The sequence below is a fragment of the Caulobacter sp. GW821-FHT09H08 genome (assembly GCF_059415885.1).
The window spans coordinates 62,835-88,461 of the sequence record NZ_JBWKOC010000003.1; the positions used below are offsets into that span (position 1 = coordinate 62,835).

General features: G+C 68.1%; 22 protein-coding genes. 13 read left to right on the top strand and 9 right to left on the bottom strand.

Features of this window, described 5'->3' with window-relative positions; translation table 11 throughout:
- Nucleotides 1-74: 74 nt before the first annotated feature.
- Entirely contained in the window at nucleotides 75-2,909 is a 2,835-nt protein-coding gene (locus tag AC07NN_RS10065) for a TonB-dependent receptor (protein ID WP_494640188.1), read from the bottom strand.
- A 484-nt stretch (nucleotides 2,910-3,393) separates the two neighbouring features.
- Here AC07NN_RS10065 and queC point away from each other — a divergent pair, with 484 nt between their 5' ends.
- From queC to AC07NN_RS10080, 3 genes are all read left to right on the top strand, one after another.
- Nucleotides 3,394-4,110, top strand: coding sequence for a 7-cyano-7-deazaguanine synthase QueC (gene queC, locus AC07NN_RS10070; RefSeq protein WP_494640192.1), 717 nt, complete (start codon nucleotides 3,394-3,396; stop codon nucleotides 4,108-4,110).
- On the top strand, nucleotides 4,107-4,739 hold the full coding sequence (gene queE / locus AC07NN_RS10075) for a 7-carboxy-7-deazaguanine synthase (RefSeq protein WP_494640196.1): 633 nt from the start codon (nucleotides 4,107-4,109) through the stop codon (nucleotides 4,737-4,739). The genes queC and queE overlap by 4 nt, the downstream gene beginning before the upstream one ends.
- A gap of 71 nt (nucleotides 4,740-4,810) precedes the next feature.
- Nucleotides 4,811-5,179: a 6-carboxytetrahydropterin synthase gene (locus AC07NN_RS10080; protein ID WP_494640201.1), complete on the top strand. Its 369-nt coding sequence runs from the start codon at nucleotides 4,811-4,813 to the stop codon at nucleotides 5,177-5,179.
- A 124-nt stretch (nucleotides 5,180-5,303) separates the two neighbouring features.
- On the opposite strand, the gene AC07NN_RS10085 is transcribed toward AC07NN_RS10080, so the two are convergent.
- The 3 genes from AC07NN_RS10085 to aroC form a co-directional block, all read right to left on the bottom strand.
- Nucleotides 5,304-5,555 (bottom strand): hypothetical protein, encoded by a 252-nt coding sequence (locus tag AC07NN_RS10085; RefSeq protein ID WP_494640205.1) that lies wholly within the window; start codon nucleotides 5,553-5,555, stop codon nucleotides 5,304-5,306.
- Nucleotides 5,556-5,642: 87 nt separating this feature from the next.
- Nucleotides 5,643-6,179, bottom strand: coding sequence for a response regulator (locus tag AC07NN_RS10090; RefSeq protein ID WP_494640210.1), 537 nt, complete (start codon nucleotides 6,177-6,179; stop codon nucleotides 5,643-5,645).
- 180 nt (nucleotides 6,180-6,359) lie between these two features.
- Nucleotides 6,360-7,478 (bottom strand): chorismate synthase, encoded by a 1,119-nt coding sequence (gene aroC / locus AC07NN_RS10095; protein WP_494640214.1) that lies wholly within the window; start codon nucleotides 7,476-7,478, stop codon nucleotides 6,360-6,362.
- A 114-nt stretch (nucleotides 7,479-7,592) separates the two neighbouring features.
- Here aroC and AC07NN_RS10100 point away from each other — a divergent pair, with 114 nt between their 5' ends.
- The gene (locus tag AC07NN_RS10100; RefSeq protein WP_494640220.1) at nucleotides 7,593-8,051 is read left to right on the top strand and encodes a type II toxin-antitoxin system PemK/MazF family toxin; all 459 of its coding nucleotides are present in this window, start codon (nucleotides 7,593-7,595) and stop codon (nucleotides 8,049-8,051) included.
- A 120-nt stretch (nucleotides 8,052-8,171) separates the two neighbouring features.
- Here the strand turns inward: AC07NN_RS10100 and AC07NN_RS10105 are convergent, their stop codons facing one another.
- The 4 genes from AC07NN_RS10105 to AC07NN_RS10120 form a co-directional block, all read right to left on the bottom strand.
- Complete coding sequence (locus AC07NN_RS10105; RefSeq protein ID WP_494640226.1) at nucleotides 8,172-9,524, bottom strand: pectate lyase; 1,353 nt, start codon at nucleotides 9,522-9,524, stop codon at nucleotides 8,172-8,174.
- A gap of 110 nt (nucleotides 9,525-9,634) precedes the next feature.
- Nucleotides 9,635-10,978: a M56 family metallopeptidase gene (locus tag AC07NN_RS10110; protein WP_494640231.1), complete on the bottom strand. Its 1,344-nt coding sequence runs from the start codon at nucleotides 10,976-10,978 to the stop codon at nucleotides 9,635-9,637.
- 20 nt (nucleotides 10,979-10,998) lie between these two features.
- The gene (locus AC07NN_RS10115) at nucleotides 10,999-12,696 is read right to left on the bottom strand and encodes a M56 family metallopeptidase (RefSeq protein WP_494640236.1); all 1,698 of its coding nucleotides are present in this window, start codon (nucleotides 12,694-12,696) and stop codon (nucleotides 10,999-11,001) included.
- A complete protein-coding gene (locus tag AC07NN_RS10120) occupies nucleotides 12,696-13,076 on the bottom strand; it encodes a BlaI/MecI/CopY family transcriptional regulator (protein WP_494640241.1) in 381 nt (126 codons plus the stop codon). The genes AC07NN_RS10115 and AC07NN_RS10120 overlap by 1 nt, the downstream gene beginning before the upstream one ends.
- A gap of 137 nt (nucleotides 13,077-13,213) precedes the next feature.
- On the opposite strand from AC07NN_RS10120, the gene AC07NN_RS10125 reads away from it, so the two are divergent.
- The 3 genes from AC07NN_RS10125 (at nucleotide 13,214) to AC07NN_RS10135 (ending at nucleotide 16,564) form a co-directional block, all read left to right on the top strand.
- The gene (locus AC07NN_RS10125) at nucleotides 13,214-13,699 is read left to right on the top strand and encodes a hypothetical protein (RefSeq protein ID WP_494640244.1); all 486 of its coding nucleotides are present in this window, start codon (nucleotides 13,214-13,216) and stop codon (nucleotides 13,697-13,699) included.
- A gap of 74 nt (nucleotides 13,700-13,773) precedes the next feature.
- The gene (locus AC07NN_RS10130) at nucleotides 13,774-14,730 is read left to right on the top strand and encodes a bifunctional helix-turn-helix transcriptional regulator/GNAT family N-acetyltransferase (RefSeq protein ID WP_494640249.1); all 957 of its coding nucleotides are present in this window, start codon (nucleotides 13,774-13,776) and stop codon (nucleotides 14,728-14,730) included.
- 124 nt (nucleotides 14,731-14,854) lie between these two features.
- A complete protein-coding gene (locus tag AC07NN_RS10135; protein ID WP_494640251.1) occupies nucleotides 14,855-16,564 on the top strand; it encodes a methyl-accepting chemotaxis protein in 1,710 nt (569 codons plus the stop codon).
- A gap of 38 nt (nucleotides 16,565-16,602) precedes the next feature.
- Here AC07NN_RS10135 and aptA read toward each other — a convergent pair whose 3' ends face one another.
- Nucleotides 16,603-17,916, bottom strand: coding sequence for an omega-aminotransferase AptA (gene aptA, locus AC07NN_RS10140; RefSeq protein ID WP_494640255.1), 1,314 nt, complete (start codon nucleotides 17,914-17,916; stop codon nucleotides 16,603-16,605).
- A gap of 73 nt (nucleotides 17,917-17,989) precedes the next feature.
- On the opposite strand from aptA, the gene AC07NN_RS10145 reads away from it, so the two are divergent.
- From AC07NN_RS10145 to AC07NN_RS10170, 6 genes are read left to right on the top strand one after another with little or no spacing between them, the layout of a single operon-like run.
- Nucleotides 17,990-18,661, top strand: coding sequence for a GntR family transcriptional regulator (locus AC07NN_RS10145; protein WP_494640257.1), 672 nt, complete (start codon nucleotides 17,990-17,992; stop codon nucleotides 18,659-18,661).
- Nucleotides 18,662-18,717: 56 nt separating this feature from the next.
- The gene (locus AC07NN_RS10150) at nucleotides 18,718-20,217 is read left to right on the top strand and encodes an aldehyde dehydrogenase (RefSeq protein WP_494641832.1); all 1,500 of its coding nucleotides are present in this window, start codon (nucleotides 18,718-18,720) and stop codon (nucleotides 20,215-20,217) included.
- A gap of 9 nt (nucleotides 20,218-20,226) precedes the next feature.
- Nucleotides 20,227-21,678 (top strand): NAD-dependent succinate-semialdehyde dehydrogenase, encoded by a 1,452-nt coding sequence (locus tag AC07NN_RS10155; protein ID WP_494640262.1) that lies wholly within the window; start codon nucleotides 20,227-20,229, stop codon nucleotides 21,676-21,678.
- Nucleotides 21,675-23,042 carry an aspartate aminotransferase family protein gene (locus tag AC07NN_RS10160; protein ID WP_494640267.1) on the top strand — a complete coding sequence of 456 codons (1,368 nt, stop codon included), beginning with the start codon at nucleotides 21,675-21,677 and terminating at the stop codon, nucleotides 23,040-23,042. The genes AC07NN_RS10155 and AC07NN_RS10160 overlap by 4 nt, the downstream gene beginning before the upstream one ends.
- The gene (locus tag AC07NN_RS10165) at nucleotides 23,039-24,418 is read left to right on the top strand and encodes a glutamine synthetase family protein (protein WP_494640272.1); all 1,380 of its coding nucleotides are present in this window, start codon (nucleotides 23,039-23,041) and stop codon (nucleotides 24,416-24,418) included. The genes AC07NN_RS10160 and AC07NN_RS10165 overlap by 4 nt, the downstream gene beginning before the upstream one ends.
- A gap of 53 nt (nucleotides 24,419-24,471) precedes the next feature.
- Entirely contained in the window at nucleotides 24,472-25,563 is a 1,092-nt protein-coding gene (locus AC07NN_RS10170) for an ABC transporter substrate-binding protein (RefSeq protein WP_494640279.1), read from the top strand.
- Nucleotides 25,564-25,627 lie beyond the last annotated feature (64 nt).

Genomic DNA, 25,627 nt, shown 5'->3' on the forward strand with positions numbered 1-25,627 from the left:
TGACGACCTCCGCGCGCACGAAAAAGGGCGGCGGATTGCTCCGCCGCCCTCCGGTTTGTCTTCGCGGGGAAGACTTACCAGGACTTGGTGATCGAGACGCCGTACAGGCGCGGCTCCTGGATGATCACGTTGGTGAACAGGCCCGAGCTGTCGTCGGTGGTGTAGGCGTCGACGATCGGGGTCTTGTTGCCGATGTTCTTCACATAGGCGTCCAGCGACACGCCCCATTCCGGCTTTTCGACCTTCAGGGTGATGTTGCCGTTGTCCCACGACTTCAGCGTGTCGTAGGCGGTGTTGTAGACGCGAGCGAACTGCTTGGTCTGGCGGTAGTAGTCGCCGCGCAGGGTGGCCGACCAGCCGCCCGACAGTTCGAACCGGTACTGGGCGCCGACCGAGGTGGTCCAGTGCGGCGAGTTCGGCAGTTCGTTGCCCGACAGGTTGGCCGCGGTGCCTTCGATCGAATAGCCGGAGCCGTAGTTGTAGAGACCGGTCGAGTTGGCCAGGAAGGCGGCCGTGGCGGCCGGCAGGCCCGCGCCGCCGGCGGCGGCTGGGGTGGCCAGGAAGCCTTGGTAGGCCGCCGCGCCGGTGCAGGCGAAGGGCAGGGTGGCCCCGGCGCCCGCGCCGATCACGGTGGCGACGCCGGCGGTGGTCAGCACGCAGTTGGCGCCAACCGACGAGGCGTTCGGGCCGACCTTCACGACCGTATAGGCCGCGTTGGACTGGGTCCGGTTCATCGTGTCGATCGAGGTGACGCCGTCGCCGATCTTGGTGTGCAGATAGCCGATGTTGGCGTTCAGCTTCAGGTTCCGCACCGGCGACCAGATCGACTCGATTTCGAAGCCGTAGACCTTGGCGTCGACGTTCTCGTTCACCGAGGTCCGGTTCACGATCTTCGAGATCTGATAGCCCTTGTAGTCGTACGAGAAGCCCGTCGCGTTGAAGAGCAGGCTGCCGCCCAGCATCGTGTTCTTGGTGCCGACTTCGATGGCGTTGACGAACTCGGGGGCGAAGGTCTGCTTGATGCCGACCGCGCCGGCCGGGACGCCCGGATTGATGCCGCCGCCCTTATAGCCCTTGGAGTAGAAGGCGTAGATCAGGGTGTCGTCGGTGAAGCCGGTGTGGGCCTTGTAGTCGAAGCCGACCCGGCCGGTCGTCTCGCTGAAGCGGGCGTTCTGAGTGGGGTTGGTCGGGTTGCGGGTCAGGCCGTAGCCGGGCGCCAGCAGCACGGTCGAGAAGTTCTTGACCGACTTCTTGTCCCGCGTCTGGCGCAGGCCCAGGGTGAACTTCAGGTCGTCGTTGACCTGGTAGTAGATTTCACCGAGCAGGGCGTCCGACCGCAGGTCGTAGGGCGTGCGGTTGTCATAGTAGTTGTGGCCGTCGCCGGTCGGGTTCGACGCGGTGTCGATGCCGATGCAGTTGGCGGTGGTCGCCGGGTTGCAGTTCGGGTTGCCGGTCTTCGAGAAGTTCAGGGCTAGCGACGACAGCGTCAGCGAGTTGCCGATGACGAAGTAGTCGGTCAGCGTCCGGTAGGTGAAGTGGATGCCGCCGACCGTGAAGTTCAGCGGACCGTCGAAGGCCGACTGCAGGCGGATTTCCTGGCTGAACTGTTCCGAACGGCCCGACGAGACGTCGATGGTCGTGAACTTGTTCGTCGTGCCCACCTGCGGATCGGCGAAGACGCCGCCCGGCGTGAACGGCGTGTTGTTGAAAGGAACCGTCGAGATGTTGCGGTTGTAGTCCTGCTTGGTGAAGACGCTGCCCTTGCCGTACGAGGACATCGCCGTGAGGGTCAGTTCGTCGGAGATGTCGTAGGCCACGGTCAGCTGGTAGCTGTTCGAGCCCGACTGATAGATCGGATCCAGCGTGGTCTCGATCTCGCGCAGGTTGGTCGAGGTGGTGTCGCCGGCGTTCACGTCACCCGAGGTGAAGCCGAAGATGTTGCCCAGGAGGCCGGTCAGCGAACCCGACGAGTTCACCGTGCCGTAAGCGCTGGGGCTGTAGAGCGAGTTGGGCAGGCAGCCTTGGGTCAGGAAGACGCGTGACGCGCCGGTGGGCACGCCGCCGACCGTGGCCGGACCGTTGTCCTTGGTGCAGAGCTGCTTGCCGGTGCGGGCGCGGTTGTCGTTCTCGTGGAAGCGTTCCCACAGGAAGTTGGTGCGCAGCTTCTCGGTCGGGTTGAACATCACCTGGACGCGGGTCGAGTAGAGATCCCGGTCGTCGACCTTGTGGCTGTTGAAGGTGTTGGTGACGAAGCCGTCGCGCTTCAGCGTGGTGCCGGCAAGACGGATCGCCAGCTTGTCGCCGAAGATCGGCACGTTCAGCATGCCGCGCAGCTTGACCGAGTTGTAGTTGCCGTACTCGGCGCGAACATTGGCCTCGAACATGTCGGTCGGTTTGGCGGTGATCACGTTGACCACGCCGCCTGTAGCGTTACGGCCGTACAGCGTGCCTTGCGGGCCGCGCAGCACTTCGACGCGCTCCACGTCGTAGAATTCGGCTTCGAACAGGTTGCCCGACTGCTGCGGGGCGTTGTTCAGGTGGACGCCGACGCCCTGGTCGGCGGACGCGCCAACGGCCTTGGCGCCGATGCCGCGGATCTGGAAGTTGAAGCTGTTGGTGAAGTTGCTCTTGGCGAAGGTGACGTTCGGAATCGCCAGCTGAAGGTTCGGGCCGCCGTCGATCTTCTGCGCTTCCAGGGTGTCCTGGCTGAAGGCCGACACCGCGATCGGCACGTCCTGCAGCGCTTCTTCCTTCTTCTGGGCGGTGACGACCAGTTCTTCGATGACGGTGGTGTTTTGCGCCGGGGCCGGCTTGGCCTGCTGGGCGAACGCGGGGGCGGCGAGAGCTGAGATCGCGATCGCCGAAGCGCCCATGACCAGCAGGCTCCGCATACGCAGAGTTTGCGACATTGAATTCCCTCCCTGGACACAAGCGGCGCCTTATGGGTGGCGCCTGCGAGCGTCGGTGTTTCCTCGGCGCCGTACCGTTTTTCACCACGCGGGCGTACGGCGAACCCTTCGCAGCATTGGGAGATTGCATACTTGCGTTTGAAAGCTGTCAACTGCTCCAAACGTAAGTGAACAGCGATAGGTTACACCTTTTCACTTTCCGGGAGGTGGTGTTCTCCTGGCGCGGGTAAGTTTCCGACGAATTAGAAGATCGGGTTTGCGGCTTCCGTAGCGGAATGCCGACGCACAAAATCCCAATACGTCCCGTAATAGCGGGGCGCTGCTTTAGTTCGTGGGCGAAAGACTTCGCCTTCGTTCGTCATCGGAGTATCGCCCGAGTCGCGCGTCTGGTCGCGCGTTCGGTCCCGTCGCTGTTCCGGCCCGGCCTTGCCTGGTGTAGAGGAGGGGCCATGTTCCCCCTCTTTGCGGAAGCCCGGAGCCTCGCATGAGCGAAGCCGCCCTTGTTCTATTCTCTGGCGGCCAGGACAGCAGCGTCTGCCTGGCCTGGGCTCTCGAGCGCTATGCGCGCGTCGAGACGGTCGGCTTCGACTATGGCCAGCGCCACGCCATCGAGATGGAGGCGCGCCAGACCGTGCGCGCCGAGATCGCCGCGCGCTTCCCGCAATGGGCCGACCGCCTGGGCGAGGACCACGTGCTGGACATCAAGAGCTTCGGCGCGGTGGCCCAGTCGGCCCTGACCGCCGACCGCGCCATCGAGATGACCGAGCGCGGCCTGCCCTCGACCTTCGTTCCCGGCCGCAACCTGGTGTTCCTGATCTACGCCGCCGCCCTGGCCGATCGCCGGGGCCTCGGCGCCCTGGTCGGCGGCATGTGCGAGACCGACTTCTCGGGCTATCCCGACTGCCGTCGCGACACGCTGGACGCCATGCAGAACGCCCTGAACCTGGGCATGGACCGCGACTTCCGGGTCGAGACCCCGCTGATGTGGCTGACCAAGGCCCAGACCTGGGCGCTGTCGAAGGCGCTAGGCGGCGAGGACCTGGTCAAGCTGATCGTCGAGGAAAGCCACACCTGCTACCAGGGCGAACGCGGACAGCTACACTCGTGGGGCCATGGCTGCGGAACCTGCCCGGCCTGCGAGCTGCGCGAGAAGGGCTATGTCGAGTGGGACGCGGCCGGGCGCGAGGCGCTGGCCCAGTGACCTACTCCGTCAAAGAAATCTTCCTGACCCTGCAGGGCGAGGGCGGCCAGGCCGGCAAGGCGGCGGTGTTCTGCCGCTTCTCGGGCTGCAACCTGTGGACCGGCCGCGAGCAGGACCGCGCCAAGGCGGTCTGCACCTTCTGCGACACCGATTTCGTCGGGACCGACGGCGAGAACGGCGGCAAGTTCGCCACGGCCGACGACCTGGCGGCGGCGGTCGAGGCCCAGTGGACCGGCGGGCCGGACGACCGCCTGGTGGTCTGCACCGGCGGCGAGCCTTTCCTGCAGCTGGACGAGGCGGCGATCGAAGCCCTGCATGCGCGCGGTTTCCAGATCGCGGTCGAGAGCAACGGCACGCTGGAGGCCCCGGCCGGGATCGACTGGATCTGCATCAGCCCCAAGGCCGACGCGCCGGTGGTCCAGACCTCGGGCCAGGAGCTGAAGCTGGTTTTCCCGCAGGACAAGGCCATGCCGGAGCGCTTCGCGGCCTTGGATTTCGAGCGCTTCTACCTGCAGCCGATGGACGGCCCGGACCGCGACAGGAACACGCAATTGGCCGTCGCCTATTGCCTTTCCCACCCACAATGGCGTTTAAGCGTCCAAACGCACAAATACCTCGGCCTGCCCTGACGGATAAGGCGCGCGACTTGGTGACAGGGTCGTTGCGCTAGAGCCTCCCAGGCCTAGTCAAAAGAAGTCACATGTCTGGATACGTCTTCGAGATCACGAAGGCCGCGTTCTTCGACGCGGCCCATTTCATCGAGCAGGGTCCGTCGGACCATCGCTATCGCAAGCTGCACGGCCATTCGTTCAAGGTGGAAGTCAGCGTGCGCGGCGAGATGCAGGAAGCCGGCTGGGTCGCCGACCTGGACACGCTGGACGTCGCCCTGAAGGCCGTCGCGGCCGAGCTGGACCATGGTCTGCTCAATGACCGCCCGGGCCTGGAAGTCCCGACCCTTGAGCGCCTGTGCCTCTATTTCGCCGAGCGCCTGAAGCTCGAGTTCCCGGGTCTGTCGCGCGTGGTGCTGTCGCGCCCGACGATCGGCGAGAGCTGCGCGCTGAGCCTCTAAAATCCGCCCCCTAGCGGGAGGTGGCCCGTAGGGCCGGAGGGGGCAGTGCTGTGGCGCCTGCCTTTTCCCTCTCCGTCGGCTGCGCCGACACCTCTCCCTTGGGGAGAGGGTTTTCCTGCCTCGGCTACTCTTCCTCTTCCCGCTGGCGCAGGTCGTTCTTGCTGCTGTCGCCGGGGATCACGGCCTTGCCGGTGGCGACGACGGCCTTGCCGCCCATCTTGGCGGCGCCGCCCACGACCGCGCCGGTGACGCCGATGGCCGTGCCGGCCACGGTGCCCACCGCGGCGGCCGCTAGGCAGCCGGTCTGGGTGAGGGCGACCGTCGCGAGGACGGCGGCGATGGGAGCGAGGCGCCCAAACGAACGACGGAAGGTCATGGTGAAGCTCATAAAACGCTGTTCACCACGTTCTACCGGGCCAATCGTTTAAATTCTCCGTGTCGGATGGCCGCGCCCGATCGGGGCCTAGGCCCTGGGAAAGGGCCGAGGCGGCTCGGCCGAGTCCAGATAGGTCGTGCCTTGGTCCTCGGATCGCCGCCAGGGTCCGTTGTAGCGCGGGTCGTCGCGGCGCCGGCGGTCGGGACCGAAGTAGTCTTCGGTGCGCACGAACTGGCGTGGGTTCTCGATCAGCAGGGTCAGGCGGTGGATGACGCCGCGCGCGGTGATCGGCTTGGTCAGGATCTCGTTCACCCCGGCGTCGCGCGCCTCGTACACCCGGCGCTGGGTCGAGTGGCCGGTGATCATCACGATCGGGCAGAACGGGTTGGGGCTGTCGGGGGACTTGCGCAGCAGGTTGACGAAGTCGATGCCGTCCAGGCCGCTCATCGACAGGTCGGTGAACACCACGTCGATCGCGGTCTGACGCATGATCGACAGGGCTTCGGCGCCATCCATGGCCTCGTAGACCTGCCGCACGCCGATGGCGCGAAGGATCTCGATAAGCAGGATCCGCATGTGCTGGTTGTCGTCCACCAGCAGGATCTTCAGCAGGTCGAACCGCACGCGCTGGCCCCTCAGACATCGCGTAGATGATCACAACCTATGCGAGTTATGAAGTCGCCGTGCAGGTCGCGTGTAAGTTCAGGCTTACAATTGTGATCACAGGCCGGTCAACCCAGAAACCCTTGTCAGGCAAGTGGTAAGGCCAATTCGACCGAGGTTCTTTGACCTTCGAGCGTTGGTTTAGCGGCTCGCGCCAGGCGCGAACACCTGGCCGCCAGTCTGCCCCCGGTGGCGGAGGAAGGCGTCGGCCAGCACGCAGGCGGTCATGGCCTCCACCACCGGCACGCCGCGGATGCCGACGCACGGATCGTGGCGGCCCTTGGTGCGCAGGTCGATCTCCTCGCCGGCCTCGTTGAGGGTCTGGCGCGGGATCAGGATCGACGAGGTCGGCTTGAAGGCCACGCGCGCCACCACCGGCTGACCGGTCGAGATGCCGCCCAGCACGCCGCCGGCGTGGTTGCTGAGGAACACCGGCCGGCCGTCCTCGCCCAGGCGCATGGCGTCGGCGTTGTCCTCGCCGGTCAGGGCGGCGCTGTCGAAGCCTTCGCCGATCTCCACGCCCTTGGCGGCGTTGATCGACATCAGGGCGGTAGCCAGTTCGGCGTCCAGCTTGCCGTACAGCGGCGCGCCCCAGCCGGCGGGCACGCCCGTGGCCTCGACCTCGACCACGGCCCCGGTCGAGGAGCCGGCCTTGCGGATCTTCTCCAGGTGCTCTTCCCAGACCGGGATGATGGCGGCGTCGGGCGACCAGTAGGGGTTCTGCTCGGTCTGCGCCCAGTCCCAGTTGCCGCGATCGATCTTGTGCGGACCGATCTGAACCAAGGCAGCGCGGATCGTCACGCCCGGGATGATCAGCCGCGCCACTGCGCCGGCCGCCACCCGCGCGGCGGTCTCGCGCGCCGAGCTGCGTCCGCCGCCGCGATAGTCGCGCACGCCGTACTTGGCGAAATAGGGATAGTCGGCGTGGCCGGGGCGGAAGGCCTGGGCGATCTCGCCATAGTCCTTGGAGCGCTGGTCGGTGTTCTCGATCATCAGGCTGATCGGCGTGCCGGTGGTGCGCTGGCCGTCAGTGCGCTCGTCCTCGAACACGCCCGACAGGATGCGGACCGCGTCCGGCTCCTGGCGCTGGGTCACGAACTTGCCGTTGCCCGGGCGGCGCTTGTCGAGGAACCCCTGGATCATCTCGGCCGTCAGGGCGATGCCGGGCGGCACGCCGTCCACGACGCAGCCGAGCGCCGGGCCGTGGCTTTCGCCCCAGGTGGTGACGCGGAACAGGTGACCGAAGGTGTTGTGCGACATGGGGCGGCTTCTAGCGGAAACGAGGGGAGGGGGCAAAGCAGCTAGGCTGGCGCGGATTGCAGGAAATCGACATGCAACTTAAGGTAATGTCTTCAAGCCGCCACGACCTAGCCGATGCAGTACAAACCACCCAAGCCACCCTTGCTGCTAAAGAGCGCCCCGCGTTTTGGCCAAGTATACTGGTGCGACTTCTCGATCTCGAACGTGCTGCCGGAGTTCGATGACGTGCATCCGGCTGTCATCATCCGGTCGGGGCAGAAGTTGGATCACCCGCATTTGGTACTGCCCATGACGACCGTCGACCATACCGGGGATGTCTACGCGTACAGCTTGCCGCGCAATCCCAATCCCAAAAAGCCAGATCTGCGATCGTGGGTGATCTGCAACCAGATCTACACTGTGGCTTCGGAGCGCTTGCGGCCGATGAGCGACGCGTACGGCAATGCCCGGTTTCCAACGCTGAGCGAGGCGGACATGCATGAGGTCGGCAAGCTGGTTCGTCTCGCCTTGCGCCGGATCATCGAGGCGTCGCTGCGTTCGCCACGCGCCGCCCGCGATCCCGACGAGGCTTGATTTTTAGTTGGGTCTGCATATCCTGTTGTCACGGTCCTGAGGCCGCTGGACGCAAGTCCTTGCCTCCGCGAGGAGGCCTGTCGGAAGGGCGGAAGCGAAAGCTTCCGCCCTTTCTCGTTGTCAGCCCCGCACCTTCGCCGCGTCCGCCAGGTAGAGCTCCAGGTTCGTCCAGCCGTCCTTGCCGACGACCGCGCCGTCGGCCTTTTTCGGATTGAAGCCGTGGGTGGTTTCCCAGGCGTCGGGCATGCCGTCGCCGTCGGTGTCCTTGGCGGCCTTGCCGGCTGGCAGCTCCGGCCAGCCGCCGACGTCGGACTGGATGTTGATCACCTTGCCGGTGCGGGTCTTCACGCCGTCCAGGATCCGCAGGTCCACCGGGTCGCGCCAGACCGAGGCGCCGGCGTCGGCCAGGACGCGGGCATAGGCCTTGTCGGCCGGCTCGGGCGTCACCGGCGCGACGTCGACCGGCGTGGCCAGGCGATAGCCGGCGGGCTCGGGGATGGTGAAGGTCACTAGGCTCCAGGGATCGGCCGGGATCGCGCCGGCCATGCTGTTGCCGGCGAAATAGGCCTTGGCCAGCGTGTCGCTTTCCTTGAAGGCGATGTTCTTTTGCGAGCTGGGGCCGGGGATGTAGCTGTTGTCGACGAAGTTGTAGGCCGACAGCGTGGCCTTGTCGGCGTTGTAGCCCGACTTGTCGCTGCCCCAGTTGTAGAAGACGTTCGAGCGGAAATCGAAGAACGCGCCGATCGGATCCTTGTCCGGCCCCTCGTAATTGCCGGGGCGCGGCGCGCGGGCCATGTGGTTGGCCCACAGGTTGTGGTGGAAGCTGATCTTGCTGCCGTTGCCGCCCCGGATCAGGCTGCCGTAGCCGTGGTCGCCCTTGACGTGGATCGAGTGGGCCAGGCTCTCGCCGATGATCGACCACTGGACGGTCAGGTCATAGAAGCCTTGGCCCGGCTGGTCGTAGCGGGCCGAGGCCGACAGGGTCTCGTCCACCGACCAGCTGGCCGAGACGTGGTCCAGGATGATCCGGCGGCCGCCGCTGATCCAGATCGCATCGCCCTCGACCTTGCTCTCGGCGCCCAGGCGCGAGCGGATGAAGCGGATCACCACGTCGTCGGCGCTGACGATCAGGGTCTGATCGCGCACCGTGACCCCGCCGCCCGGCGCGGTCTGGCCGGCGATGGTGATCTGGCCGTTGGAGATCTTCAGCGGGGTCTTGAGCTGGATGGTGCCCGCCACGTCGAAGACGACCGTGCGCGGGCCCTTGGCCTCGACGGCGGCCCGCAGGGAGCCAGGACCGGAGTCATTGAGGTTAGTGACGCGGATCACCGCCCCGCCGCGCCCGCCGACGCTGAGCCGTCCCGCGCCCTCGGCGCCCGGGAAGGCCACGACCTCGGCGGCGAAGGCGGCGCCTCCGGCCGCGAGCGTCAGGACGAGCGCGCCGGCGGCGGCGAGAAGGTGGCGGCTGAGCATGATCCATCCCCGAGAAGTAGGGCGACGTGCTTGGCGTCGCCCTGAAGTCGGAGGCGAAAATGCAGGGCTAAACCGGTTTTGTCCACCGGTGTCATAAGCCTGGCCCGAGCCTAGGCGCCCGGCTTCAGGAAGATGTTCAGGGTCACCCGCGAGCCCTCGGGGATCGGGTGGTTGATGACCTCCAGCCGCTCGATCGCGGTGTCGGACAGGGCGGTGGGGTCGAAGCCGGCGGGCGGCGTCGCGCCGGCCAGCAGCACGGTCGTCTGGGGCGCGCGCAGGCGGCCGCGGATCTTGACGTGCCCGTGATAGGTCGAGACCTGACCATCAGGGACCTTCAGCTTGCCCTGGATGATCTCGGCGTTGGAGACTCGCACGAAGTCCGAGCGGATGTCGACGTACTGGCCGCTCTTGTCTTCGCTGATGATCGTGCGGCTGCCGCTCCGGCTTTCGCCATGCTGGGCCAGGGCGATCGAGGTGGCGCCGCCGATAGCGATCGCCGCGACGCTGGTCACGGTCAGGAAAATCTTGCGGCCCAGGCCGGCCGGAGCGCGCGGATCGGTGATGGCTTTCAGGCGCATGAGGATGGTTCTCGGTCCTTTGCCAGTGAAGGCGGGGTGGAAGGTGGGGGCGGCGCGGGAACGCAGCACCTCGATCAGGCTTTCGGCGTAGCCGACGCGTATGTCGGGGGACGCGCCGTCCAGGGCCAGGGCGTCGCACAGCTCCTCGCGGGCGGCGGCGGCGCGGGTGCGCAGCAGGGCGAACGGCGGGACCATCCAGAGCAGGCCGCCCAGCAGGTGCTCGACCATCAGTCGCCAGTTGTCGCCGCGCTTCAGGTGGCCCAGCTCGTGGGCGCAGATCGGGACCAGGCGCTGGATGTCCAGGCGCGCGACCAGCTCGGCCGGCAGCAGGATGACCGGGGTCGTCAGGCCGGCCAGCAACGGCTGGTCGATCTGGTCGCTGATCCGCACCTCGGGACGGCCTGTGTCCATCCGCCGGGCGGCGGCGCGGACGGCCAGCGCCAGTTCGGTGTCGGCGGGCCGCGACTCGCGGACGATGCGCTCCAGCTTCACCCGGCCGATGGCCTGGCGCACAGCCGCGACGGCCAGGCCGCCGACGGCGCCCAGGATCAGGACAGCGCCGAGGGTGTCGACCAGGTTGAAGCTCGGCAGGGTCCGGGCCGCGACGCCGTGCATCGCGGCGCCGGCGGTCGCTACGGCGCGGGTGTTGATCACCGCCTGATAGGCCGGCGTCGTGGTCTCCTCGGGCAGTAGCGAAAGGCCGAGCATCAAGCCCAGCAGGGCCGGCGGCAGGCTGACGGCGCGGTTCCAGGCGACCGCGCGCGGGGCGGGATCACCGGTCAGCCTGTCGGCGGTCTTCCCCAGCGCCCAGCCCAGGCCGCTGGCGGGCCAGGCCGCGATCAGGCCCAGGGCGGCGGATGCGAAGAACGAATTCATGGGTCTCCTCCGCGATCGGGCTACTGGGCCACGCCGTTCATCACGACGTTGACGACGATCTTGCCGTTGATGGCGATGCGCTGGTCGATCACTTCGAGACGTCGGATCGAGCCGTCCGGCAGGTCGCCAGGCTGGAACCAACGCACCGAGGGCTGGCCGTTGACCTTCAGGTCGACATTGATCGGATCCAGCTTGCCCCGGATCTTCACATCGCCCTGAAAGACCACCTCGCGCCGCGACGGGTTCGAGGTCTGCATGTCGGCGATGACCTCGAAAGCGCCCGTCGGGCTCGGGTTTGGCATAGGCGTCGGATGCGGGGCCGGACGCGGATCGGGATGCGGGTCAGGGCGTGGAGTCGGGCTGGGTCGCGCCACGGGGGCGACGCGGGCGACTTCCGCGACACGGGCGACTTCGGCGACCTGGGCCACGGCCGCGACCTGGGCCGCCTGGGCGACTTCCGCGACTTGCACGGCCTCGGCATGGGCCGCGCGCGCGACCCCTTCGGCCTGAGCGGCGGCCTCGGCCTGGGCGACTGCTCGGGCGGGCCCGACCTCAGCGGCCGAGACGATCGCCTTGGCCTGGGTCGCGGCTTCCGCTTGAGCGGCCTCGACGGTTTCCGCCGCCATCGCCGCCTCGCCCTCGGCGTGGACGTGCGGCGGAGCCAGCTTGCGAGCCTGGTCGGCCAGGGCCAGGGAGCCGACGCCGGTGGCGACGGTCAGCAGGCCACCCAGCGCCAGGGCCAGGCCGACGCGGCCGATCGAGGCGTCGCCGCGCGGCTGCAGGATGGCCATCAGGCGGGCGGCGACCAGCTTGCGCTCGCGACCGGTGAAGGCCGACTGCGGCGAGGGCAGAGCGTTGGCCTTCAGGGCCTCGACCAGCACGCGGGCATAGTCCTGGCGAGCTTCGGGCGCGGCGCCATCCAGCGCGGTGAGGTCGCAGACCGCCTCGCGAGCGGCCAGCATCCGGCTTCGCAGGGCCGAGACCGGCGGGGTCAGCCAGAAGAGGCCGGCGAGCGCCTCTTCGGCCGGGATTCTCCAGTTGTCGCCGCGCCGCAGGTGGGCCAGCTCGTGGCCGCAGACCAGGGCCAGGCGCCGGGCGTCGGCCATGTCGACCAGCGCCTGGGGCAGCAGGATCGTCGGACGGCGAGCGCCGGCCAGCAGAGGTTCGCCGATCTCGGCGCTGATCCGCACGCGAGGCGTTTTGACGCCCAGGCGCTCGGCGCGGGCGCGGACGGACTCCAGCAGGGCGGTATCCTTGCACGGCTCGGCGGCGGCGCGGATGGCCGCCAGGCGGCGCCGACCCCGGTTCCAGCGCCAGCCGCGCGTCAGCAGGCCGGCGAGGGAGAGACCCGCCAGGCTCCAGGCCAGGTTGGTCGCAAGTTCGCCCTCGGGCGTCCAAGCGGGTGGGGTGGCCGGCGCTTGGCTCCCAGGGGTCTGGATCGGCAGGGCGGCGACCGGCGTCTCAGTCAGCCCCGCGACCGCCATGCGAACCGGACCGGGGACGATGGTGGGCTCTGGCGCGGTGATGGGCGAAAAGGTCAGCGCGACGGTGGCGACCAGGGCGCCGGCGGGCAGGGCGTAGGCGAGGCTCCAGGCGGCGGCGCGGGGGCGTGGATCGTCGGTCAGGCGCTCGACCAGGCGGCCGAGGCCAAAGCCCAGGGCGCCGACCGGCCAGGCGGCGACCAGGCCCAGGGCGGTGGAGGCGAGCAGCGGATGCATCACTTGTCCCCCTTCGCGCCGGTCGTCTTGGTGTTCAGCAGGGCTTCCAGTTCCTGGATTTCGGTCTCCGACAGGATCTGGCTGCCGGCGAAGGCCGAGGCGGGCAGGCGGCCGTCGATCTCCAGCAGGCCGCGCAGGCGGTTCAGCACCCCGCCGATCACGTCGACCTTGGCCTTGTGGGCCTCATAGACGGCCAGGCCGTGCACCGAGCGGCGGACCAGCAGGCCCTTGGCCACCATCCGCTCGAGCACGGTGCGGGTGGTCGAGGCGCTCCAGCCCAGCTCGGGCTCGATCAGGACCTGGGCCTCGCGGGCGCTCATCGCGCCGCCCCGCCAGAACGCCTTCAGCACTTCCAGTTCCAGGTCGGAGGGTTCGGTCATGGCGTGGGCCTCAGTGATGTCGCGAGTACGTTACAAATGTAACGAGATGGCGTCAAGCGTGGCGGGTGATGTTTTGGGATGACAAATGTAATTCATGAATTACAAACGTACATCTACTCGACGTTGAGGAGGTTCGGATGTCGTCCCAGGATATTCAGATCATCAGGCTGCCGCTCGAAGCGCCCCTGCGTACGCAAGGGCGGAGCATGGCCATCATCGTGGGTCTGGCCTTGTTGGTCTGCGCGCCGGGCTTCGTGCTGATGGCCTATGACGACTATGCCCGGCGCGCCGAGATCGACAATTTCTGGCGCGTCGAGGGCAAGCCCTGCACGCCTGTCGATCCGACGACCTTCCATGGCATGTCGTGGCGCGCCTCGACCGCGCGCTACGATGGGGCGGTCTATCAGCGCAACGCCGGCGGCATGACCTGCTCGCACCGCACCGACAAGATCGACGGCGCCTCGGTGCGCTATCCGGTCTGCAAGTTCGACTCGCCGGACTTCCTCAGCGTCTCGGTGGGCGGGCGCGAGCAGGTCTACGATTTCACCATGGGCCGCGCGGCGGCGGTCGGGGTGGTGAACGGCCAGGTGCGCTGCGCGGTGACCACGTCGTTCGAGATGTAGTCCGGCCGAAGGGGCTTGCGCTCCGGCTCACTTCATAGCTAGCTATATAGCGCGCTATGAAATGGAGTTGCGACATGAGCGTCGATCTTCTGGCCGGATACGGCGTGGGCTTCCTGGGCAGCCGACTTAAGCGTCTGGCCGAGCGGATGCAGGCCGACGCCGCCGAGGTGGCGCGCTCGCTGGACCTTCCGGTGCAGCCGGCCCAGATGTCGCTGCTGATGACCCTGCGCCTGCATGGTCCGATCTCGGTGGGCGAGCTGGCCGAGCGCCTGCAGGTGGCCCAGCCGACCGTGACCCGCGCCGTCGCCTCGCTCGGCGACTTCGTCGAAGCCCGCCGCGTCGAGGGCGACCAGCGCAGCAAGCTTCTGGCGCTGACGGACAAGGGCCAGGCGCTGCTGGACCGCATCCAGACCGAGCTCCTGCCGCGCATCGAACCCGCCGCCGCCTCGCTGCTGGAAGGGCTGTCGGGCGACTTCATGCAGGACCTGGCCAAGGTCGAGGCGGCCCTGTCGCAGGCTTCGCTGCTGGCCCGGGTCGAGGCCGCCGGCCCGCCGGTGCTGTGGGCGCGCGACTTCTCCGACGACCTGGCCGAGGCCTTCTACCGGATCAACGCCGAATGGATCGGCGAGATGTTCGCCCTGGAGGAAAACGACATCGCCCTGCTGTCCAGCCCGCGCGAGCTGATCCTCGACAAGGGCGGCGCCGTCCTGTTCGCCGAGACGGCCGAGCACGGGGTGGTCGGCACGTGCGCGCTGATGGTGTCCAAGGACGGCTGGGTCGAGCTGACCAAGATGGGCGTGCTCAAGACCGCGCGCGGCCTGAAGGCCGGCGAGTTCCTGTTGGCCAAGACCCTGGAGCGAGCCTCCAGCCTGGGCATGGACAAGATCTACCTGCTGACCAACAAGAAATGCGAAGCGGCCATCCACCTCTACGAGAAGCTGGGCTTCGTGCACGACGACGAAATCATGCAGAAGTTCGCGGCCCGCTACGAACGCTGCGACGTGGCGATGTCGTATCGGCCGAGGGGGTAGGCCCGGGCCTGGATCGCACCCGTTTCACGGGTGCGGCAATTTCGCCCACGCGGGTCGCGACAGGGTTCATGCGACGTTAGGCATACTGTCGGAAACCGGACGCAACTTACGTCTGGAGATCCCCATGGCCGCCTCGACCCAGGTCCGCTTCCCCGCCCGAACGATCGGCATGGTGCTGGTGGTCTCGATCAGCGTCAGCGCCTGGTTGATCGCCAGCGCCGAGCGTAGCGCTTCGCAGCTGAGCAAGGCCTATTCGCGAGCCGAGGCCGGCGCGGTGGCGCTGGGCGAGATCGGGCGGCTGGACGAGGTCCTGACCAGCTCGGCCAAGCTGTTCGCGGCCACGGGCTCGGCCAGCTGGAAGAGCCGCTACGATACGGCCTCGCCGCAGATCGACGCGGTCATGGCCAAGGCCAGCGACCTGGCCAGCCCCGCCCTGCGCGAGAAGTTCAAGGCCGCGACCGGCCCGGCCAACGACACCCTGCTGAAGCTGGAGTCCGACGCCTTCGCCGCCGACGGCGCCACCGCGAAGGGCATCCTGGAAAGCGCCGCCTATACCGACGCCAAGGCCACCTACGCCGCCGGCGGCCAGGCCTTCGCCGAGGGCCTGACGGCCGAGACCAAGGCCGCCGTGAACGCCGCGACCGCCGCGCGTCGCCAGGCCCTGGCCATCACCGGCGTCGGCCTGCTGCTGATGGCGGCCGGCTGGTTCACTCTGATCCGCACCCTGCTGACCTGGCGCCGCGACCTCGACCGCGCCCAGCGTGAGGAGGCCCAGCAACGCGAGGCGCAGCGCGAGATGGAAGCCCGCCTCGCCGACGAGCAGCGCCAGGCCGCCGACGAACGCGCCCGCGCCGCTGAGGCCCGCCGCGCCGCCGAGCAACAGGCTGCCGCCGAGCAACAGGCGGTCGTGACGGCCCTGGCCAGCGGCCTCGCCAACCTGGCGTCCGGCGACCTGACCGTGCGGATCGACAACCGTTTCCCCGGCGACTACGAGGCCCTGCGCGGCGATTTCAACGCCGCCGTCGCCAAGCTGCTGACCACGATGGGCGGCATCGTCGACGTGTCCGGCGGCATCCGCATGGGCACCAACGAGATCTCCTCGGCCTCCAACGACCTGGCTCGCCGCACCGAACAGCAGGCCGCCAGCCTGGAAGAGACCGCCGCTGCCCTGGACGAGATCACCAGCACCGTCCGCCAGACCGCCGACGGCGCGCAACGCGCTCGCCAGGCCATGGACGCGGCCCAGCGCGACGCCGAGCACGGCGGCGAGGTCGTCGGCCAGGCGGTCGAGGCCATGGACGCGATCGAGAAGTCCTCGTCGCAGATCGGCAACATCATCGGGGTGATCGACGAGATCGCCTTCCAGACCAACCTCTTGGCCCTGAACGCCGGGGTCGAGGCCGCCCGTGCCGGTGAGGCCGGTCGCGGCTTCGCCGTCGTCGCCCAGGAAGTCCGGGCGCTCGCCCAGCGCTCGGCCGACGCCGCCAAGGAGATCAAGACCCTGATCGGCGCCTCCAGCCAGCAGGTCGAGCGCGGTGTGTCGCTGGTCGGCGAGACCGGCAAGGCGCTGAGCGCCATCGTCGCCCAGGTGCGCGACGTCAACGGCGTGATCGCGGCCATCGCGGCCTCGGCCAAGGAGCAGGCCATCGGCCTCTCGGAGGTCAACACCGCCGTCAACCAGATGGATCAGGTCACCCAGCAGAACGCCGCCATGGTCGAGGAAGCCACCGCCGCCGCCACCAGCCTGGCCGACGAGACCGGCCGCCTGGCGCGCATGATCGGCGCCTTCCGTACGGAAGAGGCAGGTACGGGGAAGGCTGCTCGGGCGGCCTAGAAATCCCCCTCTCTAAGAGAGAGGGATTCTGGGACGCCCTAGTCCACCTTCGCCAGCACCGCCCGGATCGTCTCCACCATCCGGTCGATGTGGCTCTTCTCCAAGATCAGCGGCGGCGATAGGGCGATGATGTCGCCGGTGACGCGGATCAGGAGGCCCTGGTCGAAGCAGGTCTCGAACACCTCCATGGCCCGCGCGGTCGGGGCGCCGGCGCGGGGGGAAAGCTCGATGCCGGCGACGAGGCCGAGGTTGCGGATGTCGATGACGTGGCGGGCGTCGGCCAGGCTGTGCATGGCCTCCTGCCAATAGTCCTCCAGCGACGCGGCGCGGCCGAAGAGGTCGTCTTCCTGATAGGTCTCCAGCGTCGCGATCCCGGCCGCGCAGGCCAGCGGGTGGGCCGAATAGGTGTAGCCGTGGAAGAGCTCGATCGGCGCGTCGGCCCCTTCCATCATGGCGTCGTAGATCCTGGTCGAGGCCGCCACCGCGCCGCATGGGACCGTGGCGTTGGTCAGGCCCTTGGCCATGCAGATCAGGTCGGGCGTGACGCCGAACCGATCCGCCGCGAACGGCGCTGACAGCCGCCCGAAGCCGGTGATCACCTCGTCGAAGATCAGCAGAATGTCGTGCTTGTCGCATATCGCCCGCAGGCGTTCGAGATAGCCTTTCGGCGGAACCAGCACGCCGGTGGAGCCTGCCACAGGCTCGACGATGACGGCGGCGATGTTGGAGGCGTCGTGCAGGGCCACGATCCGCTCCAGGTCGTCGGCCAGATGCGCGCCGTGCTCGGGCAGGCCCTTGGCAAACAGGTTGCCGGGTACGCCGTGGGTGTGGGGCAGGTGATCGACGCCGGTGAGCAAGCTGCCGAAGTACTTGCGGTTGGTCGGGATGCCGCCGACCGAGATGCCGCCGAAGCCGACCCCGTGATAGCCGCGCTCGCGCCCGATCAGCCGGGTCTTGGTCCCCTTGCCCCGGGCGCGGTGGTAGGCCAGCGCGATCTTCAGGGCGGTGTCGACCGACTCCGAGCCCGAGTTGGTGAAGAAGATCCGGTCTAGGCCCTTCGGCGTCACCTGCGCCAGGCGCGAGGCGAACTGGAAGGCCAGCGGATGGCCCATGTTGAAGCAGGGGGCGTAGTCCATCTCGGCCGCCTGGCGCTGGATGGCCTCGCGGATGCGCGGGCGATCATGGCCGGCGTTGACGCACCAGAGGCCGGAGGTGGCGTCCAGCACCTCGCGGCCCTCGGGCGTCTTGTAGAGCATGCCGCTGGCCGACGAGAGCATGCGCGGATGGCTCTTGAAGCGCCGGTTCGGCGTGAATGGCATCCAGAAGGCGTCGAGGTCGTTGGCGCTGGGCATGGGAGGTCCTCACAGGCCTTGCATTGTGATCGCAATTGCGGGTCAACTGACAAGCCCTCACGGAACACGACGGATGAAGACCCGCAGGCCGCTCGCCGATTCAACAGCCGTGCACGACCAGGTGTACGAGGCGATCCGCCAGGCCGTGATCATCGGCCGGATCGCGCCGGGCAAGGGCGTCAGCTTGCGCAGCCTGGCGGCCGAGCTGGGCGTGTCGCCGATGCCGGTGCGCGACGCCGTTCGTCGGCTGGTCGCCGAGCGGGCCCTGGCGATCAATCCGGCCAACAAGCGCCTGTCCGTGCCGTCGCTGACCGCCGACCGGCTGGAGCAGCTTTCGATGGCCCGCCTGTGGGTCGAGCCCGAGCTCGCCGCCCGCGCCGCCGCCAACGCCGACGCCAGCTTGATTCGCCAACTGCAGGCCATCGACGCCGATCTGGACGAGGGTCTGCGGCTGGGCGACGTCGACCGCTACATGGCCGCCAACCACGCCTTCCACTTCGCCATCTACGAGCGCGCCGAGGCCGAGGTGCTGCAGGCCATGGCCGGTGGGCTGTGGCTGCAGGTCGGACCGTTCATGCGGGTGGTGTTCGGCCGGGTTGGGGCCGACGTCCTGGTCGCCGACCGCCACACCGAGGCTATCGAGGCGCTGAAGATCCGCGACGCGGAGGGCGCCCGCCGCGCCATCGCCGCTGATCTTTCCGAAGGCATGGACAAGATGCGGGCGGCCGTGGAGGCGAGCGCTTAGCGTCGGGTGCTTGACACTTCCGGCTGCCCTCGAAACTGTGATCACAATGAGTATGGATTGCCCGCGTGACCTTGCCCGCCGACATCACTGAACGCCTCTCGCGGCTGGAGCTGCCCAGCCAGGCGATCATCGACGGCGCGCGGGTCGAATCCGTGTCGGGCGCAACCTTCCATAACGTGTCGCCGCGCGACGGTCAGGTTCTGAACCTGATGGCCGCCTGCCAGGGCGAGGACGTGGCCCTGGCCGTGTTCAGCGCCCGCACGGCCTTCGAGGACGGCCGCTGGCGCGACCTTGGGCCCCGCCAGAAGAAGAAGGTCCTGTTCCGCCTGGCCGAGCTGATGGAGCGCGACGCCGACGAGCTGGCCCTGCTGGAGAGTCTGGACGTCGGCAAGCCGATCAGCGACGCCCGCAATGTCGACATCCCGCTCGCGATCGGCACGTGCCGCTGGTACGCCGAGGCGCTGGACAAGGTCTATGGCGAGGTGGGCGCGTCGCCGACCGACCGCCTGAGCTACGCCGTCCACGAGCCGCTGGGCGTGATCGGCGCGATCGTGCCGTGGAACTTCCCGCTGCACATGGCGATGTGGAAGGTCGCGCCGGCCCTGGCCATGGGCAATTCGGTCGTCCTCAAACCCGCCGAGCAGTCGCCGATGACGGCCCTGAAGCTGGGCGAGCTGGCTCTTGAGGCGGGCCTGCCGCCCGGCGTGCTGAATGTCGTTCCCGGCCTGGGTCAGGTCGCCGGCGAGGCTCTGGCCCTGTCGAACGATGTCGACATGATCGCCTTCACCGGCTCGGGTCCGGTCGGTCGCAAGCTGATGGAATATTCGGCCCGCTCGAACCTGAAGCGGGTCAGCCTGGAGCTGGGCGGCAAGTCGCCCCAGATCGTCTTCGCCGACTGCCCGGACCTGGACGCCGCAGCCCAGGCCGCCGCCTGGGGCGTGTTCTATAACCAGGGCGAGGTCTGCACCGCCGCCTCGCGCCTGCTGGTCGAGGCCTCGATCAAGAACGAATTCCTCGAGCGCGTGGTCGCGGTCGCTAAAGACATCCGGGTCGGCGACCCGCTGGATCCGACCGCCCAGTTCGGGGCCATGGTCAGCGAGCGGCAGATGAACACCGCCCTGGACTACATCGCCACCGCCGACAGCCAGGGCGCGCGGCGGGTGCTGGGTGGGCGTCGGGTGCGCCAGGAGAGCGGCGGCTTCTACATCGAGCCGACCATCTTCGACCGCGTCGAGCCCGACCACACCCTGGCCCGCGAGGAGGTGTTCGGCCCGGTGCTGGGCGTGATGACCTTCGACAGCGAGGACGAGGCCATCCGCCTGGCCAACGATACCGTCTATGGCCTCGCGGCCGGTCTATGGACCTCCGACATCAACCGCGCCCTGCGCGGGGCGAAGCGGCTGAAGGCGGGCCTGGTCTGGGTCAATGGCTGGGACGCCTGCGACATCACCATGCCGTTCGGGGGCTTCAAGCAGTCCGGTTTCGGCCGTGACCGCAGCCTTCATGCGTTGCACAAGTACGCCGACCTGAAGTCGGTGTCCGTGACGCTGAGGTAGTCCCGCCCAATGACCAGCATGACACTCACTCTCGTTGAAACCGAAGCCTTCATCGACGGTCTCTGGATCGAGGGCGACGCGACGTTCGAGGTGCTCAATCCCGCCGATGGGACGGTGATCGCCCAGGTCGCCGACCTTGGTCCCGGCGAAACGCGGGTGGCCATCGAGGCCGCGCATCGGGCCTTCCCGACCTGGGCCGCCAAGACCGCCAAGGAGCGTGGGGCGATCCTGCGCAAGTGGAGCGACCTGATGCTCGCCCACGCCGACGACCTGGCGCGACTGATGACCGCCGAACAGGGCAAGCCGCTGGCCGAGTCCAAGGGCGAGGTGGCCTACGGAACGTCGTTCATCGACTGGTTCGCCGAGGAGGCCAAGCGCGGCTACGGCCACACGATCCCGACGCCGGACCCCAAGAAGCGCCTGGCCTCGATCAAGCAGCCGATCGGGGTCTGCGCGGCCATCGCGCCGTGGAATTTCCCGATCGCCATGATCACTCGCAAGGTCGGCCCAGCCCTGGCCGCCGGCTGCACGGTGGTGGTCAAGCCGGCCGCCGAGACGCCGCTGTGCGCCCTGGCCATCGCCCGGCTGGCGGTCGAGGCCGGCCTGCCGGCGGGGGTCCTCAATATCGTCACCGGCAAGGACTCGGCCGGCATCGGCAAGGCCCTGTGCGACGACGGCCGGGTCCGGAAGCTGTCGTTCACCGGCTCCACCCCCGTCGGCAAGATCCTCTACGCGCAATGCGCCGGCACGATGAAGAAGCTCAGCCTGGAGCTGGGCGGCAACGCACCCTTCATCGTCTTCGACGACGCCGATCTGGAGGCCGCCGTCGATGGCGCGATCGCCAGCAAGTACCGCAACACCGGCCAGACCTGTGTCTGCGCCAACCGCCTGATCGTCCAGGCCGGCATCCACGACGCCTTCGTCGCGCGGCTGGCCGAGAAGGTCGCGGCGATGAAGGTCGGACCTGGGACCAGCGAGGGCGTGACCATTGGTCCGCTGATCAACGACAAGGCCATCGCCAAGGTCGAGGCCCTGGTCCGTGAAGCCGTCGAGGGCGGGGCCAAGGTGGTGACCGGCGGCGCGCGTCACGCGCTGGGCGGGCTGTTCTACCAGCCGACCGTGCTGTCGGACGCCACGCCCGACATGCGGCTGTTCAACGAGGAGATCTTCGGTCCCGTCGCCCCGGTCGTGAAGTTCCACACCGAGGAGCAGGCCATCGAACTGGCCAACGCCACGCCCTTTGGTCTCGCCGCCTACTTCTACAGCCGCGATGTCGGTCGCTGCTGGCGCGTAGCCGAGGCCATCGAAGCCGGCATGGTCGGTATCAACGAAGGCCTGATCTCGACCGAGGTCGCGCCGTTCGGCGGGGTCAAGGAATCGGGCCTGGGCCGTGAGGGCGCGTCCGAGGGCCTCAATGAGTATTTCGAGACCAAGTACCTCTGTTTCGGCGGGGTCGCATGAGCCCAGCCGCCGCAGCCATCGGACCTCGCGCCATCGACCTGCTGATGGAGACCGAAGCCGCGCGCTTCGTGGCCGAGCATCCGCGCTCGGTGGCCATGGCCAAGGCGGCGGCCGGCGTCTGGCGTGGCGGCGCGCCGATGCACTGGATGAACGACTGGGCCAGCCCCAGCCCGATCTTCGCGGCCCAGGGCGTCGGGGCGCAGATCACCGACGTCGACGGCAAGCTCTATGACGACTTCTGCCTGGGCGACACGCCGGCCATGTTCGGCCATGGCGACGCCTCGGTGGCTGCGGCCGTCTCCGACCAGATCAAGCGCGGCGCGGGCTTCATGCTGCCGACCGCCTCGGCGGTGATCGTCGGCAAGCTGCTGGCCGAGCGCTTTGGCCTGCCGCTGTGGCAGACGGCAACCACGGCCAGCGACGCCAATCGCGCGGCGATCCGCTGGGCGCGGGCGGTGACGGGCCGGCCGGTCGTGCTGGTGTTCGACGGCTGCTATCACGGCATGGTCGACGACGCCTTCGTGGTGCTGAAGGACGGCGCCACGGCGATGAAGCCGGGGCTGCTGGGCCAGGTCCACGACCTGACCGCCACCACCCGCGTCGTGCCGTTCAACGATCTCGAAGCGCTGCAAGCCGCGCTCGCGCCCGGCGACGTCGCCGCCGTGCTGGCCGAGCCGGCGATGACCAACTGCGGGATGATCCTGCCCGAACCCGGCTTCCTCGACGCGCTGCGTCAGCTGACCCACGACGCCGGGACCCTGCTGATCATCGACGAGACTCACACGATCTCGACCGGCCCCGGCGGTTACACACGCGCCTACGATCTGGAGCCCGACATCTTCGTGCTGGGTAAGGCCGTCGCGGGAGGGATCCCGGCTGCTGTCTGGGGCGTCACCACCGAGCTCTCGGCGCGGATGGATGCGGCTCAGCTAAGGATCGGTCCGGGCCAGTCGGGAATCGGCACCACGTTGTCAGGCAACGCGCTGGCCATGGCCGCCATGCGGGCGATGCTCAGCGAGGTCATGACCGGCGCCGCCTATGCCCGGATGCTGGCCGGCGCCGAGCGGTTGGTGGCAGGCCTGAAGGGCGTGATCGCGGCGCGGAAGCTGCCGTGGTCGGTGGTCCATGTGGGCGCCCGCGTCGAGTTGGTCTTCGCCGATCCGCCGCCCAAGAACGCCGAGCAGATGCGTCAGGCGCTGGACCATGATCTGGTCGAAGCGCTGCATTTGTGGCTGATCAACCGGGGCGTCCTGATCGCGCCCTTTCACAACATGATGCTGGTCTCGCCCGTCACCGAAGACGCGGCGATCGACCGGCTGGTCGCGGCCGTGGACGGCTTCGCGACCGCGATGGGGGACGCATGAGCCAGGTGGCCGATATCCAGGAATGCCGCGACTTCCTCGCCGCCCATCCGCAGGTGAAGTTCGTCGAGGTGTTCTTCACCAGCATGACCGGCGTGCCGCGCGGCAAGCGGCTGCGGGTGCATGAGCTGGAGGCGATCTACGAGTACGGCCGCTTCCTGCCGGGCTCGGTGCTGGTGGTCGACACCAACGGCGCCGACTGCGAGGACACCGGCCTGGTCTGGGAGGACGGCGACGCCGACCGTCGCGCGCGGCCCGTGCCCGGGACCCTGACCCTGGCGCCGTGGCTGGGCCACGACGTCGCCCAGGTCATGCTGTCGATGTACGAGCTGGACGGGACGCCCAACGATCTGGACCCGCGCCATGTGCTGCAGCGGGTGCTGAATCGCTACGCCGCCGATGGCCTGACCCCCGTCGCGGCCTGCGAGCTGGAATACTATCTCGTCGACCTGCAGCGCGGCCCCAACGGCGAGCTGATGCCGGCCAAGTCGATGCAGACTGGCCTGCGCCCGACCGGCATCCAGGTCTACGGCCTGCCCGAACTGGAGGCCCACGCCCCGTTCCTGCGTGAGCTGTGGGACACCGCCGACTTGCTGGGCGTGCCGCTGGAAGGCGCGATCTCGGAGTTCGCCCCGGGCCAGGTCGAGCTGACCCTGAAGCACAAGCCCGACGCCCTGCGCGCGGCCGACGATGCGGTGCTCTACAAGCGCGCCGCCAAGGGCGTGGCCCTGCGTCACGGCTGCGAGGCGACCTTCATGGCCAAGCCTTGGGCCGAGCGGGCCGGCAACGGCTTCCACGTCCATCTCAGCGTCAATGACGCCGAGGGAAACAACCTGTGCGCCGCCGAGGACCTGGAGGGCTCGCCCCTGCTCAAGCAGGCCATCGCCGGCATGAAGGTGCTGCTGGGCGAGGGCATGGCGATCCTGGCGCCGAACGCCAACAGCTATCGCCGCTTCAAGGCCAATTCCTACGCGCCCGTCGCTCCGACCTGGGGCGTCAACAACCGCACCGTCTCGCTGCGGGTGCCGGCCGGTCCGCCGAAGACGCGCCATGTCGAGCACCGCGTCGCGGGCGCCGACGGCAATCCATACCTGGTGCTGGCGGTTCTGCTGGCCAGCGCCCACCACGGCATCGCCAACAAGCTGGACCCCGGCCCGGCCGTGGTCGGCGACGGCTATGCGGCGGCGGCTGAACAGAACATCCGACTGCCGTCCAACTGGTTCGCGGCGGTCGACCTGTTCGAGAAGTCGGCCGTGCTGCGCGACTATCTCGGCGACCGCTTCGTGGACATGTTCGTCTCGGTCAAGCGCACAGAACAGGCGCGTTTCTTCGAGGTCGTCACCGAACTCGATTTCGATTGGTATCTCCGCAACGCCTGACGACGAGTAGCTGTCCAGGGCAAGGCATCGCACGGAACATGAGGGAGTTTCGAATGAGCGGATACAGGAACGGCGGGGCCTCGCGGCGCTCGCTTCTCACGGCCTTCGGGGCCGCGGCGATCGGCTTCTCGCTGAGCGCCTGCGGCGAAAAGCCGAAGACAGCGCCGGGCCAGGAAGAGGCCAAGCTGAACTTCTACAACTGGGACACCTATATCGGTGAAACCACGTTGGCCGACTTCAAGAAGGCCTCCGGCGTCGACGTGAACATGAGCCTGTTCGCGACCAACGACGAACTGTTCGCCAAGCTCAAGGCGGGCAATCCGGGCTTCGACGTCATCGTGCCGTCGAACGAGTTCGTGACCCGCATGAGCCAGGCCAACCTGCTCGAGCCGCTGGACCACGCCAAGATCCCGAACCTGAAGAACGTCGACCCGGCGTTCCTCAATCCGGACTACGACCCGGGCCGCAAGTTCTCCATGCCCTACACCTGGCTGCTGCTGGGCATCGGCTATCGCAAGAGCAAGGTCGATGGCGTGCCGGACAGCTGGAAGTGGCTGTTCGACAGCGACAAGTACAAGGACCGCATCGCCCTGCTGTCGGAAAGCGCCGACCTGGTGCGCCTGGCGGCCAAGTATCTGGGCCACTCGGTCAACGACATCCCGGCCGACATGATCCCCAAGATCGAGCAGATGCTGATCAAGCAGAAGCCGTTCGTGAAGGCTTTCCACGACGACAACGGCCAGGACCTGCTGGTCTCGAAGGAGGTCGACCTCGTCCTCGAATACAACGGCGACATCGCCCAGGTGATGAAGGACGACCCGGACATCGACTTCGTGGTGCCCAAGGAAGGGTCGCTGATCAACAGCGACACCCTCTGCATCCCGAAGGGCGCGCCGCGTCCCAACAACGCCCACGCCTTCATCAACTACCTGCTGGACGCCCAGGCCGGGGCCGAGATCACCAAGACGATCCTCTACCCGACCCCGAACGCGGCGACCAAGGCGCTGATGCCGGCGGAATACCGCGACAACAAGGTGATCTTCCCGCCCGAGGACATCATGGCCAAGTGCGAGTACGGCGCCTTCGAGGGGGCCGAGAAGGCCAGCCTCTATGAGGAAGTCATCACGCGGGTGCGGGCGGCCTAGGACGTTCGTACGGGGTTCTCCTCCCCCTCTGGGGGAGGTGGCCCAGAGGGCCGGAGGGGGCAGC